Source organism: Pseudomonas sp. BF-RE-25 (assembly GCF_019956105.1).
Lineage (GTDB): Bacteria > Pseudomonadota > Gammaproteobacteria > Pseudomonadales > Pseudomonadaceae > Aquipseudomonas > Aquipseudomonas migulae.
Genome location: NZ_JAHBDB010000006.1, coordinates 51,721 through 66,794 on the forward strand (window position 1 = coordinate 51,721; position 15,074 = coordinate 66,794).

Annotated in this window: 11 protein-coding genes; 1 reads left to right on the plus strand and 10 read right to left on the minus strand. The window is 61.3% G+C overall.

The window, feature by feature from the left end; genetic code table 11:
- Nucleotides 1–6: 6 nt before the first annotated feature.
- From KGB24_RS03325 to KGB24_RS03345, 5 genes are all read right to left on the minus strand, one after another.
- Nucleotides 7–2,526 (minus strand): efflux RND transporter permease subunit, encoded by a 2,520-nt coding sequence (locus KGB24_RS03325; RefSeq protein WP_223413846.1) that lies wholly within the window; start codon nucleotides 2,524–2,526, stop codon nucleotides 7–9.
- A 16-nt stretch (nucleotides 2,527–2,542) separates the two neighbouring features.
- On the minus strand, nucleotides 2,543–3,619 hold the full coding sequence (locus KGB24_RS03330) for a WD40/YVTN/BNR-like repeat-containing protein (RefSeq protein WP_223413845.1): 1,077 nt from the start codon (nucleotides 3,617–3,619) through the stop codon (nucleotides 2,543–2,545).
- Nucleotides 3,620–3,829: 210 nt separating this feature from the next.
- Nucleotides 3,830–5,188, minus strand: coding sequence for a DUF1329 domain-containing protein (locus KGB24_RS03335; protein WP_008032811.1), 1,359 nt, complete (start codon nucleotides 5,186–5,188; stop codon nucleotides 3,830–3,832).
- Nucleotides 5,189–5,229: 41 nt separating this feature from the next.
- Nucleotides 5,230–7,233, minus strand: coding sequence for a DUF1302 domain-containing protein (locus KGB24_RS03340; RefSeq protein WP_223413844.1), 2,004 nt, complete (start codon nucleotides 7,231–7,233; stop codon nucleotides 5,230–5,232).
- 128 nt (nucleotides 7,234–7,361) lie between these two features.
- Nucleotides 7,362–7,928, minus strand: coding sequence for an RBBP9/YdeN family alpha/beta hydrolase (locus KGB24_RS03345; RefSeq protein WP_008032807.1), 567 nt, complete (start codon nucleotides 7,926–7,928; stop codon nucleotides 7,362–7,364).
- A 355-nt stretch (nucleotides 7,929–8,283) separates the two neighbouring features.
- On the opposite strand from KGB24_RS03345, the gene KGB24_RS03350 reads away from it, so the two are divergent.
- Entirely contained in the window at nucleotides 8,284–9,327 is a 1,044-nt protein-coding gene (locus KGB24_RS03350) for an AraC family transcriptional regulator (RefSeq protein WP_223413843.1), read from the plus strand.
- Nucleotides 9,328–10,570: 1,243 nt separating this feature from the next.
- Here KGB24_RS03350 and KGB24_RS03355 read toward each other — a convergent pair.
- The 5 genes from KGB24_RS03355 to KGB24_RS03375 all read right to left on the minus strand — a co-directional run bounded on the left by KGB24_RS03355 (nucleotide 10,571) and on the right by KGB24_RS03375 (nucleotide 15,023).
- Nucleotides 10,571–11,581 carry a YeiH family protein gene (locus tag KGB24_RS03355; protein ID WP_008043853.1) on the minus strand — a complete coding sequence of 337 codons (1,011 nt, stop codon included), beginning with the start codon at nucleotides 11,579–11,581 and terminating at the stop codon, nucleotides 10,571–10,573.
- The gene (locus KGB24_RS03360; RefSeq protein WP_192418261.1) at nucleotides 11,578–11,904 is read right to left on the minus strand and encodes a Rieske (2Fe-2S) protein; all 327 of its coding nucleotides are present in this window, start codon (nucleotides 11,902–11,904) and stop codon (nucleotides 11,578–11,580) included. Before KGB24_RS03360 ends, KGB24_RS03355 begins: the two co-directional genes overlap by 4 nt.
- Nucleotides 11,901–12,563, minus strand: a complete 663-nt coding sequence (locus KGB24_RS03365) for a DsbA family oxidoreductase (protein ID WP_008032907.1) — start codon at nucleotides 12,561–12,563, stop codon at nucleotides 11,901–11,903. The genes KGB24_RS03360 and KGB24_RS03365 overlap by 4 nt, the downstream gene beginning before the upstream one ends.
- A complete protein-coding gene (locus KGB24_RS03370; RefSeq protein WP_223413842.1) occupies nucleotides 12,560–13,879 on the minus strand; it encodes an MFS transporter in 1,320 nt (439 codons plus the stop codon). Before KGB24_RS03370 ends, KGB24_RS03365 begins: the two co-directional genes overlap by 4 nt.
- Nucleotides 13,880–13,970: 91 nt before the next feature.
- On the minus strand, nucleotides 13,971–15,023 hold the full coding sequence (locus KGB24_RS03375) for a 3-keto-5-aminohexanoate cleavage protein (protein ID WP_008032909.1): 1,053 nt from the start codon (nucleotides 15,021–15,023) through the stop codon (nucleotides 13,971–13,973).
- Nucleotides 15,024–15,074 lie beyond the last annotated feature (51 nt).

Below are 15,074 nucleotides of genomic sequence, written 5' to 3' on the forward strand. Positions count from 1 at the left end.
GTTGGCTTACTCGGAAGTGGTCAGGGCATGAGGCACGCCCGGACGTTGAGAGATTTCGGTGTTGTCGGCTTGCGCAACAGGACCGGGCGCCAGCGCCCGTTCGCGCAACAGGAAATAAGACAGGGCAGGAATCAGCACCAGTGCACCCAGCATGTTCCACAGGAACATGAAGGTCAGCAGGATGCCCATGTCGGCCTGGAACTTGATCGGCGACCAGACCCAACACACCACGCCAGCCGCCAGGGTGATGCCCACCAGCCCGACCACCCGGCCGGTGAAGGACACCGCATTGCGGTAGGCCTGGGACAGCGGCAAGCCCTGGCGCTGGAAGTGCAATTGCACGCTGAGCAGGTACAAGGCGTAGTCAACACCGATGCCCACGCCAAGGGCGATCACCGGTAAGGTCGCAACCTTTACGCCGATCCCCATGGCGACCATCAGCGCTTCGCAAAGGATCGAGGTCAGTACCAGCGGCAACAGCGCCACCAGCGTGGCGCGCCAGCTGCGGAAGGTGATCAGGCAAAACAGCGTCACCGCCGCGTAGACGTAAAGCAACATGGTGCGATTGGCTTCGCGCACAACGATGTTGGTCGCCGCTTCGATGCCAGCGCTGCCGGCCGCCAACAGGAACTGACGATCTTCGGTGCTGTTTTCTTTGGCGAACTTGTCGGCAATCGCCACCACCGCGTCCAGCGTTTCAGCCTTGTGATCCTTGAGGAACGTGATCACCGGCATCAGCGAGCAGTTGTTGTTGAACAGCTCAGGCGAGTTGACCGAGGCCTGCTGCGCGGCGTAGTTGAGCACGTCCTGGTTGCGCTGGATGCTGTTGAGCTTGGGGTTGCCTTCATAGGTGCCGGCAGTGATCTGCCGCACGGCGTTGACCAGCGAGGTCGTCGCCTGTACGCCTGGATACTGTTGCAGCTCCCAGGCCAAACGATCGGCAAGGACCAGCGTCTTGTAGTTCAGACAGCCTTCCGGCACGGTCTTGATCATCACCGCGAACAGATCGCTGGACAGCGCGTAATGCTGGGTGATGTAGGCGTTGTCGCGGTTGTAGCGCGAGTCGGCACGCAGCTCCGGCGCACCGCTTTCGAGATCGCCGATCTTCAGGTTGAGGCTGACCATGAAGCCGCCGATGCCCATCAACATGGCGACCAATACTGCGCCGGTCGCCCACTTGGCGGTGGTGAAGCGGTCGAGCAGGTCCCAGAGTTTGCCGAAGCCCTTGTGGTGTTCGGCTCGAGTGTCGATTTTCAACGCGCGCTCGGCAGCCTTGGCACCAACACCGACATAGGACAGCGCCACCGGCATCAGCAACAGCGAGGTGAAGATCAGCACGGCGACGCCGATGCTGGCGGTGATCGCCAGGTCCTGGATCACCGGAATGTCGATCAGCATCAGCACCGCGAAACCCACGGCGTCGGCCAGCAACGCGGTGACGCCGGCAATGAACAAGCGGCGGAAGGTATAGCGCGCGGCGATCAGTTTGTGAGTGCCACGGGCGATGTCCTGCATGATGCCGTTCATCTTCTGTGCGGCGTGGGACACACCAATAGCGAAGATCAAAAACGGCACCAGCACCGAGTACGGGTCGATGGCATAACCGAGCCAGGCGACGATACCCAGTTGCCAGACCACCGCAATCAGCGAGCAGCCGACCACCAGCAACGTGCTGCGCACGCAACGGGTGTAGGCATAGATGATCGCCAGCGAAGTGATGACCGCCAGGCCGAAAAACATCATCACCTGAATCAGGCCATCGATCAGGTCGCCCATCAGTTTGGCGAAGCCGATTACCCGAACCTTGTATTGGCCCTTGCCCTCTTCCCCGGATTTGCGCGCCGCGCTGTCGCCGGCGAATTCGATCTTGTCGCGCAACTGCTCTTCGAGCATCTGCGAGAACGCGTGATAGTTGATGGGCTGACCACCGGCGGCGGCTTTGTCCAGCAGCGGCACGATCAGCATGCTCGACTTGAAGTCGCTGGCCACCAGGCTGCCGACCAGACCGGCGCGGGAGATGTTCTGGCGCAGTTGTTCGATTTGTTCAGGCTGGCCGGAATAGGTATCGGGCATCACCGGGCCACCCTGGAAACCATCCTCGGTGACTTCGGTCCAGCGCACCGCCGGGCTCCACAGGGATTTCATCCACGCTCGGTCGACGCCTTCGGTGAGGAACAGCTGATCGTTGACCTGCTTGAGTACGTCGAGGTAAGCGGGGTCGAAAATATCGCCCTGGGTGTTCTCGACCACCACGCGCACCGAGTTGCCCAAGCCACGCAGCGACTGGCGGTTTTCCAGGAAATTCTGGATGTACGGCTGGCTCTGCGGAATCATTTTTTCGAAGCTTGGGCGCAGCTCCAGGCGTGTCACGGCCATGAAGCCCAGCACCACAGTGGCCAGCGCCATCAGCAGCATGAACAGCGGCCGATAGTTGAACACCCACCGTTCGAGGAGGTTGCCGGAGTGCTGGTCGAAATCCCGCAGGTCGCGGATTACCGGCATGGCGTCTTGTTTGATATTGCCCATGTCTGGGTTCTCGCTCTTAGGGTTCGAGGGCTAGCGTCTGGGCGCCACGGCTGCCCGCGACCACCAACGCACCAGCGGCGGACTGGGTAACACCGGCGACCGGGGTCGGCACCGGTTGGCGCAGCAGGTGCAATTGCGCGCCCGTGCCCTGGCTGACCAGCATCTGCCCACCCAGGGTGAACAGGCGGTAATCGCCACGGGCATCGATCAGGCCAGCGGTGATGCTGACGTGCAGGCCGGTGTCGAGTGCCGTCCAGTTTTGGCCGCCATCGGTGCTGCGCAGGACGTTGCCGCGCAGGCCATAGACGAGCGCTTCGCCAGGCTTGCCGAGCACGCCGAAAAAGCTGCCTTGATACGGCGTCGGCACGGCGCTGAAGCGCTGGGAGTTGTCATCCCATTTGAGCAACAGGCCTTGTTCGCCGGCGATGTACAACGCGTCGCCGGTGGAAGCGATGGCGTTGAGGTGGAAACCTTGCGGGTTGTCTGTGCGATCCTGAAATGGCGTCCAGCTCTGGCCACCGTCCTCGGTGCGCAGGATCAGGTTGAACACGCCGACCACATAGCCGACTTTATCGTTGGCAAACCAAGCGTCGAGCAGCGGTTTGTCTGCGCCCTGCTCGATCAACCGCTGGCCTTCGGCAACCAGCAACGGCCATTGTTCATTGCCCGGTTCGGCACTGGCCAACGCCGTGTAATGCTTGACCAGCAAGGCGCCGATCTGGCGGCCGTCGAGCTGCTTTTGCCAGGTTGCGCCGGCGTCGCTGCTGTGCAGCACCACACCGTCGTTGCCCACCGCCCAACCTTGGGTGGTGGTCGGAAAATTCACCGCCGTGAGATCGGCACTGACCGGCACCGCTGCCTGCTGCCAGTGCTTGCCGGCATCATCGGAAAACAGAATATGGCCACGCTGACCGACGGCGATCACGCGCTCACCGGCGCGAGCCATGCCGGACAACGGACTGTTGATGGCCAAGGCACTGACTCTGGCGGGCAGGTCCAGCACATCGACGTAATCAGCCGCGAGGGTGACGCCCTGCAACAGGCCGAGCACAACGCCAAACGCCACCTGCAAATAATTCTTATACGAACACATACCGCATCCTCTTCGGAAAACCTGGCGCCCACCCGGCTCCACCGCCTCGTGAGCCGTGGGCCGGACAGGTAACGCCGTTGTAGGAGCGAGCCTGCTCGCGATGGACGTCAACGATGACGCGGGTTTTCTGGAAACCCATGTCGCCCTCAGGTCCTTCGCGAGCGAGCACGCTCCTACAGTGGATCGTGCGAGCGCTTTTTTGCGGTTGGCTTAGCGAATGCCGCTGCCGGCCAGGGATTCCGACGACCATTGGGCCTTGGAAAGCGGATCGATGTACTTGATGCCGCCATAAGGCCCGACCACGCCGTTGATGTTGTAGGAGCCGCCGACCAGGTCGTAAATCATGAAGGGCGTGGAATCCGGGACTTGCTTGTCGTAGCTCTGGCTGAGGAAGGCGAAGGAGCCACGGTACAACTGACCACGAGCGTCGTATTGATCCGAGGCCAGAGCGGTCCAGCTGTCTTCATCAAGGTAGAAGCGGCGCTTCTGATAAATGTGGCGGGAGCCGGCCTTGAGGTTGCCCTCCACCACCCAGACGCGATGTTTTTCCCAGCGCACGAAGTCCGGTGCCAGGTGATTGGCGGTGGTCAGCGACTTCGGATCCTGGGCGTAGGTCAGCTTGTAGGTGTTGTAGGGCACAATCATTTCCTGCTTGCCCACCAGCTTCCAGTCGTAACGGTCCAGCGCGCCGTTGAACACGAAAACATCGTCGTAGGTGCCCGCGCCGGCGGTGCCTGGGTTAGGCGTGTCGTAGGCCAGGTTCGGTGCCAGTTTGACCCGACGCTGACCCGGCAGGTACTGCCAGGCGCGGCGCGGTTGCTGCAGCGGGTTGGCGGCGTCCTTGAGCATCACCGCTTCACCGGCCCGTCGTGCAGGGCCGGTGTACGACAGCTTCATCTGGTAGTACACGTCGGCGCTGCTGATCGGCTGCGCCAGGTTTTCGTAGATCGGGTAGGAGATGAACGCCTGCCCGGTGGTGGCCAGGCTTGGCACGCCGGCGGAGTCAACGTTCCAGGAGTCGTACTTGGAGTTGATGCTCACGCCTTGATAGCGCAGCAGGAAGTTCCACATCGCTTCGCTGCCCGATTGCGGGATCGGGAACGGCACCCCCGGCAGCACGTTATCGATGGCCAGACCGCCTTCGAGGGACTTGGCGCCGCTGGCATTCTTCACGCCGTTATCGAGGATGGCTTTTGGCAGCGAAACGGTGCGGTGGGTCGGGTATACATCGACACGGTAAGTCGGGAAACGCTTAGCCAGTTCCACCGTGGTAGCACTGAGCATGCCCTTGTACTGATCGACGTTTTTGCCGTCGATGACCAGCAACGGTTTTTCGCTGGCATACGGATCCGGGCGCATGCTGTCACCGGATTTGAAACTGGCCGGCGGCGTGGTCAGGCCACCGTCGTAGGCGGGGATGGAACCATCAGCGTTCCCGGCCTTTTCGGCGCCCACCAGGGTCAGGCTGCTGCCCAACTTGGCAGCGTCCTGGGTTGAAACAGCGGCCTGTGCCTGAGCGGCCAGGACCATGGCCAGCGAAGCGGCCAACACGGTTTTTGCGAATTTCATCTTGTTATTCTCCTGCTTGCATTGAGCAAATCAGTGTTGAATCAAAAAGTGGTTTTCATCGTCAGGTAAACGGCGCCACGGTCCTCAGTCGTTGCACCACCACCGGAAAAGGCCGAGTAGCCACCGGCGTAACAGGCGTAGTTTTCGTTACCGCTAAAGGCGTTCGGCGCCGCGCCGTCACCTCCGGTCGGGCCGGTACTCACACCGCTGACATTGCACTTGTCGGTCTTGCCGAAAGAGTCCACGTACTTCAGGTCGACAAAGTATTTGTTGTACACAACGGCCCCGAGACCGATGGCGTAGTTACCGGTGTCTTTGGCACCGCCACCGGAGACCGGTGAAACGCCATCGAGACCGACGTTGATGGACATCGGCGCGTTGAGGTCGACACCGGGAAACACCTGGTACCAGGTTGGTGTGAAGTTGACCGCGATGCCCCAGTTGTCCCGGGTTGGCTGGTCGATGCCGTGGTAGGTGCCCTTGCCTTTGTAGAGCGCCTCGTTCTTGCTATCGAGCTTGAGCAGGTTGCTGTAGTACAACTCGGCGAGCAGGGTCGCCGAATCAAATACCGGGGTTTTCGGCATGGTCATCAGACCATTGACCGTCCAGTGCAGGGTGTCGCCGGTGGCGGCCATGCTGTCGCCCTTCTGCGGGGTGTCATAGATCACACCGGTGCCGGGCGTGCGCGCTGGCAACAGGCCGAGGCCGGCGCCCAGACCCAGTGGACTGTTAGTGCTGACAACCGCCGGAATACTCGCCAGCGGCATGTTGTGACGAATGTTCAGGTCCGAGCCCACGCTCACCCCGCCCACATCCTTGGACAGGCTCAGGCCAACGATCTTGATGTTGTCGGCATAGGCCATTTGATAGGTGGCAGTGCTCAGCGAGTTGAGCGTATTGATCACCGCAGGCACCTGGCCGGCCGGGGGGGTTCCGTTCGGGTTGGCCGAGGTCAGACCTCGGGCATCCAGCCAGGCTTGCGGGAGGATTTCCGAGGTTTCGCGGTAGTAAACGCCGAGGGTGCCGTCCAGCCAGGCTGGCGACCACTTGGCCATGAGGCCCCAGTCGCCGCGCTTGTCCGGCGTCAGGTCATGCCCGCGACGCACGTTGGTCAAGCCGTTGCACGGCGCCAGGCCGCAACCCAGAGGGCTGCCAGGCACAACAGCATTAGTGTTACCCAGCAGGAACGACTGCGCGCCGAAACCGACCAGGTCGGAGCCGCCGTAGTAGGTGCCGGCTTCCGGCAGGCGTGCGGCGTCCCAGTCGAGAAAGTACTGGGCGGCCACGGTCAGTTCGGGATTGATCGTGAAGGACATCGACAGCTGATTGCGCGGAACGAACAGCTCCTTGGCTTCGGTGCCCGGCGACGCGGCCAGCTTGGCCAGGTCCAGGCCGGACTGGCCGTAGCTGATCGAATGCACCGGGTTGAGAATGGTCTCGCCCCAGAACACGTTGTGCTGGCCAGCCTTGAAGCTCAGCATCGACTCCTCGCCCACTTCGGTGCTGTAGAACACAAAGGCGTCGAGGATTTCACCGGACGGACCGGTGTAGTAACGCTGGGCATAGTTGCTCAGGTGCGGGCTGCCGTTGCCGACGTTGTCATTGGTGACCCCGGCCAGGCGCGGGTCGTTGGCGACCAGGCCCGAAGTTGAACCGTTGCCGTTGACGAACGGGTTGGAATTGGAACCGGTGTTCTCGTAGGCCTTGTCGTACCAACTGGCGGCGCTGACGCGAAAGCCCATGTGGTTCTGGTACACCACGTCCATCTCGGTCAACAGGTCGACGCGGTTGGTAATGTTGGTCCCGGCCTTGCGGAAGTTGTAGTCGCCGTCGTTGTTGTTGGGCGTGCCCAACATACGTTTGTCCGCGCTTTCGGTGCGCACGCCATAGTTGTACTTGATGGTGTTATCCAGGCGAACGGTCCAGTCCGGGTTACCTGTCTCGATCTCTGCCGCATGGGCCATCGGCACCGTTGCCGCGAGAATGGCTGAGGCCAGCAAGGTGTAGCGTGAAGCGGTGAACCCGTGACTCTTATTGTTGTGCATTGCGTTGTCTCCGCCTTTTTGTATTTGTTTTAAGCGCAGCCGCCCTCGCGCACCCTCTTGTTCCAGGGGTTTGCGTTTTTCAGGAGTGAGGGCAAATGCCGGATGGCGCGAGCCAACCGGCGCCTGAACTAGCGATCCAGTTCCAGGATCAGGGCTTCGGCTTGCGGCCAGTGCCCGTACCCGGCAGCAGGATTGAGATGACCGACGTCACCCAGATTGAGCAGTTCGCTGCCCCAGCCTTCGGCCATGTGCGTGACAGCTTCCAGGCTGGCGAGGTGATCGTTGGTGCTGGCGGCCACCAGACTGCGGAATGGCAGCGGGCCATTGGGTAGAGGGTTCCAACCTTGGGTACGCAGGGTTTCAGGCGCTGGGTAGCCTGACGGCCATTGCGCATCAAGGTCCGGTGGAGCGGCCAGCAATGCGCCCTTGATCGGCCGACTGTGTCGCGCGGCCCAATGGGCGACCATCAACACGCCGGCACTGTGGGCGACCAGAATCACCGGCCCGTCGATCTGCTCCAGCGCGTGCTGGATCGCTTCGACCCGCTTGCTGCAGTCGAGCTTGTCGGTTTCAAGCGGCGGCACACTGCGCACTTTGCTCAGCCTGGCTTCAAGCAACGTTTGCCAATGTTCGGCAACGTGCTCGCGTAGACCCGGTACGATCAGAACGGTTGCGGCAGTTTGCAGTTTGTCCACTTCAACACCTTCGCTTTCTCGAGGACTCGACTGGCTCTTTCGCCAGCGGCTTTTTGTAGGACTGACATTAAAGAGCGCCCACCCCAGGCGCTTTTCATTGGACGTCAGGCACTTTTCTTTTCATGACAAATTTCCAGGTATTGGCGCGCGCCGACCACTGGTCGAAAATCCCCACAGGTTCTCTGCAGCTCACTGTAATCAATGGGTGAGCGTGGATAGCTCCACGACAATGGAGGTGATTGCGGACAGAAACTGGCGAGCGCCCTCGACAACATCGCAACTGTTCAATCGCTGATGTGCTGGATATAGTCGCCACGCTCATCTGAATCGCAACCGGCCCAGGAAAGACCTTCGCATGCCCAAGCTTGTTCGCGCCGCCGTCTTGACCAACTACCTGGAGGTTACTCAGTACCTGGGGTTCAACCCGCGCGATGTACTGGCCGGCGTCGGCTTGAGCAAAGCCCTGCTGCAAGCCCCTGAACATCGCATTCCCATCGATGCCGCCGTGCGTCTGCTGGAGGATTCAGCCGCCGCCAGCGGCTGCCAGAACTTCGGCCTGAGCATGGCCGAGTCGCGCCAGCTCTCGGACTTCGGCGTGGTCAGCCTGCTGCTCAGCCATCAGCGCACGCTGCGCGATGCCTTGCAGGTGGTGGTGCATTACCGGCACTTGATGAATGATTCGCTGGCCATCTTCATTGAAGAGGCCGGCAAGATGGTGATCATTCGCGAAGAGGTGGTCACCGACTCGCCGATGCCCAGTCGACAGGCCACCGAGCTTGCCATCGGCGTGATGTTCCGCCTGTGCGCCGCCCTGCTCGGCTCTCACTGGCATCCCTACAGCGTCAATTTCACCCACCAGCCCCCCGACAACCTTCAACTGCACCGTCGCCTGTTCGGCTGCACCCTGGAGTTCGGCAGTGAGTTCAACGGCATCGTCTGCGCAGGTGCCAGCCTGGACATGACCAACGCCAATGCCGACCCGGCCATGGCCCGCTACGCCCAGAGCTACCTCGATTCGCTGCAAAGCCACCAAGGCACTTCGATGCTGTTCGAAGTGCGCAAGGCCATCTACCTGCTGCTGCCCATGGGCCGCGCTACCATCGAGCAAGTCGCGCAGAGCCAGGGCATGAACGTTCGCACCCTGCAACGTCGCCTGAAGGATGATGGTTGTGCGTTCAACGATGTGATCAACGATGTGCGCCGCGACCTGGTGCTGCGTTATCTGGACAACCCGAATTACACGCTCGGGCGCATTGCCGACATGCTTGGCTACTCGATGGCGAGTTCGTTTACACGGTGGTTCATCAGCCAGTTCGGCATGCCACCGGCGACGTGGCGGGTGCAAAAGCAGGGTTCGGCAAAAGCCCCGGCGGACGCGGCCCCACCCAAACCCTACTGATATCGCGCCTGTTGTAGGAGTGAGCCTGCTCGCGATGGCTTTGCGTCAGGCGATATGGGTTTTGATGGTGTACATATCCATTGCTGCGGTAACGGCCGCTATGGGTTTCGCCCTTACGGCGAGTCACTTGGAAGAGCCCCAAGTAACCAAGGGCTCTTGCCCCTTTCGTTCGGTGCCTCGCTAATGCTCGGCATGCCCTCGCTCCGGTCCTGCTCCGTGGGCCCGCCGCCATCGGCCATCCATGGCCGGGGGCGGCTAACCCGGCATCCATGCCGGGTTGCCCACTGCGCAGAACCTCCACTCGGCCTCTCGAGGGGGCGTGTACCTCAAGATCAAAAGCTGAAGGCGAGCTAACGCTCGGCCTGATGAGTGGTGGAAATCAAAAGCGTATGGGATTCCCTGTAGGAGCCGGCTTGCCGGCGAAAAGCGTCTGGGCAACGCGTTCATTCAGACAGCCCGCGTTATCGTTGACGTCCATCGCCGGCAAGCCGGCTCCTACAAGGGAAATGCATATGTGTTTGGATAAATACGATCAACTGTAGGAGCCGGCTTGCTGGCGATAGCGGTGTGTCAGTCGACACATTTATTGACTGGACGGATGCCATCGCCAGCAAGCCGGCTCCTACAGGGAATCGGTGTACATGTCAGGAATGGGTGAGCGCAGCAGAGAAGGAGAACGCGTACGCAAATGAGCCAGGTCGGCTTTCAGGCCGCCTCGGCGGCTGTGGCGGTGGTCGCCCCCTCGAGAGGCCGAGCGCAGGTTCTGCGCAGTGGGCAACCCGGCATGGATGCCGGGTTAGCCGCCCCCGGCCATGGATGGCCGATGGCGGCGGGCCCACGGAGCAGGACCGGAGCGAGGGCATGCCGAGCATTAGCGAGGCACCGAACGAAAGGGGCAAGAGCCCTTTGGTTACTTTGGGGCTTTTCCAAAGTGACTCGCCGTAAGGGCGAAACCAATAGCCGCCGCATCCGAAAAAACGGATATGTACTCAAACAACAATCTCCCACAAGCTTTGACACGGCATGGATCAACGTCGGCAAAGTCACCGACGGAGGTCAACGATAACGCGGGAAGCCTGGCCTCTGGTCCTTCCCCAGCGAGCTCACCCCGGGCAAAAAAAAAGGCGACTGCTGGCACAGTCGCCGAAAAAAACCGGTGTTGTCGACACCGGTCGAGGACACCACCACAGTGAGGAGTCAACCGCGGTGCAGCCCTCTGTCAAAAAGCGTTATGCGTCGGGTGTCAAAGCCCCCAGTGCAGCAACAACAGCACCAGCACGACGAGGAACACCGTCTCCCCCACCATCAACAGAATCGGCTTGATACCCACCGCCGCCAGTTCCTTGAGCTGGGTCTTCATGCCCAGGGCACTGATGGACACCACCAGGCACCAGCGCGACAGCTCATTGATCGAGCCCTGCACCACCGGGGCCACCCAGCCGGTGCTGTTGATGCACGCCAGCAACAGGAAACCGACGGCGAACCACGGCAGCAACGGCGGTCGCTTGCCGGTCGGATCGGCGCCCTGCATGCGGGTGATCATCGCGGCGGTGACGATCACCGGCAGCAGCATCGCGACCCGCATCAGCTTGACCACCGTGGCCGTATCGCCAGTCTCGGTCGACATGCTGTAACCGGCGCCGACCACCTGGGCCACGTCGTGGATGGTCGCTCCCAAGAACACCCCGGCCACTTGCGGCGACAGTTGCAGCCAGTTGGCAATCATCGGGTACACGATCATTGCCAGAGTCGACAGCGCCGACACCCCAATCACCGTGAACAAGGTCGCGCGTTCTTTCTGCGGATGATTGGGCAGCGCTGCCGCCAGCGCCAACGCGGCCGATGCACCACAAATTGCCGTGGCCCCTCCGGTGAGCATGCCGAACAAACGCTGAAAGCCCAGCGCCTTGGCAGCGATCACTGAAACGCCGATGGTCACCACCACCAGAATCACCACCAGCGCCACTGGCTTCCAGCCCAGCGCAGCCATCTGTTCGAGAGTGATGCGCATACCCAGCAGCGCCACGCCGATGCGCAACACAGTGCGCGCCGTGAACTCGATGCCGGCCTTGCAGGCACCGTCGCCGGCCAGAAAATTCAGGGCCATGCCCAATAGCAAGGCAAACAGCATCACCGGCGCACCGTAGTGCTCGGACAAAAAGGACGCGGCCGCCGCCACGATCAGACTGACAACAAAACCCGGCGCCAGTTCGCGCGTTCGGCTGTGGATACGGGTGAGAGCGATGGCGTTCATGGCGCGGCCTCCTCGGGAACAATGACGATGAATGCCTGACCGTCGATGATCTCGACCGGGTAGTTGGCGACTTTGACTGCGGTGGAATTGAGCAGGTAACCGCTGCGCAGATCGAAGCGCAGACCATGGGCGCAACACTGAATCACTCGCCCCTCAAGACGCCCGCCACACAGCGAGGCGCCCTGGTGCGGGCAACTGTCGTCGATGGCGAACAAGTCACCTTCGACGTTGAACAGCGCCAGGCTTTTGTCATCGAATTCGAACAGTGCACGACCGCCCGCCTGCGGGTGTTTGCCGGCAGGCACGGGGATACGCCGGGTCATGCAGGTTGCCGCTCGTAATCACTTTCTTTCAGTGCCTGGCTCATGGCCCCGAGCAACACCGCTGCAGGTTGCGCGCCCACCACCGTCATGCGGCGATCGAACTGAAAGCCCGGTACGCCACTGCTCGCCTCGGGTGATCCGGCAAATGGCGTGGCGTCGCCCGTCAGGCAGTCAGCCAAAACCTGCGCATCAATGCCGCAGGAGCGGGCAATGGCGAGCAAGGTCTCGCGGCAACCAAGGTTTTCGCGTTTGCGGAAATAAGCGGCAAACAGCCGCTCAAGCAACATTTCACTCTGGGCAGCGTTGCCCAGCGCGCTGACCCGCTCGAACAGACGATGGGCGTCTGCGGTATTGGGCATCGTCTCGATCTGGCCGAGGTCGATGGTCAGTCCAACCGCCGCGGCAGCTTTTTGTACCTGGGCCTGGCGCATGGTCATGGCATCGGCATTGCCCAGACGCTTGCGGTAGAAATCGACGAAAGGCTCACCTTCCAACGGCAACTGCGGCAGCAACTGCACGCCATGCCACTGCGTGCTGATCTGCACATCCGGATGGCGACTGCGAAACTGTACCTGCGCATGCTCCAGTTGGCGTTTGCCGATCAGGCACCAAGGGCAGATAAAATCGAAAAACACATCAATCTGTAGACGACGACTCACAACTTCACCTCTAACCCGGCCTGGCTGACGGGGTCAGGCACGCGCTGACCCTGAAGGCGGGCAATATCTTTGTGGTAATGACACTTGGCATAAAAGAACACGGCCGCTGCCGCGAGGCTGACCAATGGCACCAGTTGGAAAGCGGCATGCAGGCCGATGAGGTCCGACACCCTTCCTGTGATGAACGGCCCTGGCGCCAGTCCCAGCATGTTGTTGGCCAATGTCAGCGTGGCGAAGGCCGTGCCATGGACCGAGTAATGGGTCAGGTTGGCGACCATCGCGCCAGCCGGGCCGGTGGTACCGGTGGCAATCAGCATGCCCAGGCAAATCAGTGCCAGTTGCATAGGCCCTGCCGTCATTGCGAACGCCGCCGACAGCAGCAGGCAACTGCCCAGGCAAAAGGCGATGGCCAGGCTGACCTTGCGTTCCGGCGAGTTGCGACACAGCCGATCGCTGAGCATGCCGCACACAATCATCCCCGCACCGCTGCACAGCACGATGATCGCCGCCATGGCGCCGGCTTTGTCCGTCGGCATGTCGTAGTAGCGATTGAGGTAGCTGGGAATCCACACCATCACCGTGCCGCCGACGAACAACTGCAAGCCGCTGGCGACGTAGGTCGCTACCACCGAACGACTGGACCACAGCGTACGCAGCGGACGCTTGGCCCCCGCGACAGCCTTGGCGACCCGTTGCGGAGCGATGCGCGTTTCCTTGACGATGATCGGATAAAGCATCGCCAGCACCAGGCCAAACAACGCCATGCCGGCGAACGACCAGCGCCAGCCCAGCTTGGCCGCGATGGCACCGCCCAACGCCATGCCCAACACCGAGCCGAACATGCCGCCCGCCATGAACGCGCTGGCCAGGGTGGCGCGCATGTGTTTCGGAAACACCGAAATCACCACGGCGATACCGACGCTGCCATAAGCCGCTTCACCGACGCCGACCATGAACCGGGCAATGAACATTTGCTGGTAATCCTGCGCCAATGCGCAGCCCAGCGTGGCCAGGCTCCACAGCAGCGCCATCAGCGCCAGGCTCTTGACTCGTCCAAAGCGGTCAGCCATCAACGACAGCGGGAATGTCAGCAGGCCGACCATCAAGGCAACGATGCCGCTGAGCAACCCGAGCTGGCCGTCGCTCAGGGCCCACTCGCTCTTGAGCAGCGGGAACACCGCGTTCAGCACCTGACGCGACATGTAATCGGAAATCAACAGGCCGAACGTCAATGCAAAAACGATCCAGGCATATTGGCGAGAAACGCCGACGCAACCTGCGTCGTCATCGTCAGCGGCGATTGGGTGAAAGGCCATGCAGCCTCCTCAATGCTTTTATTTATTGTTGTTATCAAGCGTGTTGCAGTGCGGTGGACGAGAGGTTGCGGCCCCTCGTCCGGACCGCCGGTCAGCCGCGTTGCGGCACACCCTTTTGCCCAGCCTTGCGGTTGGGGGCCATACCGTTGGCCAGCAGGGTCTGCTCGATGCTGTCGTACTTCACACCGATGCGATAAATCTCGCGGGCTTCTTTGCCCGTGGCGATTTCGCGACCCAGTTCATGGGCAATGCGCACGGTTTGCTGGATCTGCGCCACCGAGCCGAAGCGATCACCCTTGTGATCAATGATAGTGTCTTCATTGCCCACGCGCGGGTGCATGCCCATGGCCATCGACATGGTGTTGAACGGCATGACGTTCTTGAGCAGCGACTCGGAGGTCAGGGTGCAGCCGTTCGGCGCGCGGTGGATGAAATTGAAGAAGTTGAACGGGTTCGGGCCGTCGAAACCGCCACCGATGCCGATCCAGGTCAGGTTCAGCGGGCCCTTGTAGATGCCCTTGCGCACCAAACGCTCGAGGGTTTCCAGGGCATGCATGCCGGTCAACTGGAAGTGCGGCTGGATGTCGTTGTCCATCAGGCGCTTGAGATGCTCGGCAACCCAGGCCGGGCCGGCCGGTACGGTCATTTCGCTGTAGGCAGCCTGGATCAACGGGTTAGCCAGTGAGGTACCTTCCAGGTATTGCGGATACAGCAGCTCCATGATGTTCATCTGGGTGGTGTTGATCGCCACCGTGACCTGATCCGGTTTTGGCGTCAGCTCGGCCAGCATGTGGCGGGTATCGTCGGACAGCCACTTGGCGGCTTCGCCATCACTTTCCGGGGCGAAGGAAATCGAACCACCGACCTGGATGATCATGTCCGGCACGGCTTCGCGCACGCCGGCGATCAGCTCGTTGAACTTCGACAGGCGCTTGGAGCCCTTGCCGTCCAGTTCACGCACATGCAGGTGCAGCACGGTGGCGCCGGCTTCATAGCAATCGACCGCTTTCTGGACTTGCTCGTCCATGGTCAGCGGGATGTCTTCCGGGAAATCTTCAGGCATCCATTCCGGGCCGTACGGGGCCACGGTGATGACCACTTTTTCCATGTTTTCCGGGTGCAGGGAATCGTCGAAGAATTGCATGATTTACTCCACTTTTTATGATTGTCCCGCCCACCCGGGATCGTGCCGGGC

Bases quoted from the DNA above. Each gene is read 5' to 3' on its own strand.
- KGB24_RS03360 (WP_192418261.1), bottom strand. From the start codon at position 11,904: ATGACCCGGCGTATCCCCGTGCCTGCCGGCAAACACCCGCAGGCGGGC.
- KGB24_RS03375 (WP_008032909.1), bottom strand. From the start codon at position 15,023: ATGCAATTCTTCGACGATTCCCTGCACCCGGAAAACATGGAAAAAGTG.
- KGB24_RS03325 (WP_223413846.1), bottom strand. From the start codon at position 2,526: ATGGGCAATATCAAACAAGACGCCATGCCGGTAATCCGCGACCTGCGG.
- KGB24_RS03330 (WP_223413845.1), bottom strand. From the start codon at position 3,619: ATGTGTTCGTATAAGAATTATTTGCAGGTGGCGTTTGGCGTTGTGCTC.
- KGB24_RS03370 (WP_223413842.1), bottom strand. From the start codon at position 13,879: ATGGCCTTTCACCCAATCGCCGCTGACGATGACGACGCAGGTTGCGTC.
- KGB24_RS03335 (WP_008032811.1), bottom strand. From the start codon at position 5,188: ATGAAATTCGCAAAAACCGTGTTGGCCGCTTCGCTGGCCATGGTCCTG.
- KGB24_RS03355 (WP_008043853.1), bottom strand. From the start codon at position 11,581: ATGAACGCCATCGCTCTCACCCGTATCCACAGCCGAACGCGCGAACTG.
- KGB24_RS03350 (WP_223413843.1), top strand. From the start codon at position 8,284: ATGCCCAAGCTTGTTCGCGCCGCCGTCTTGACCAACTACCTGGAGGTT.
- KGB24_RS03340 (WP_223413844.1), bottom strand. From the start codon at position 7,233: ATGCACAACAATAAGAGTCACGGGTTCACCGCTTCACGCTACACCTTG.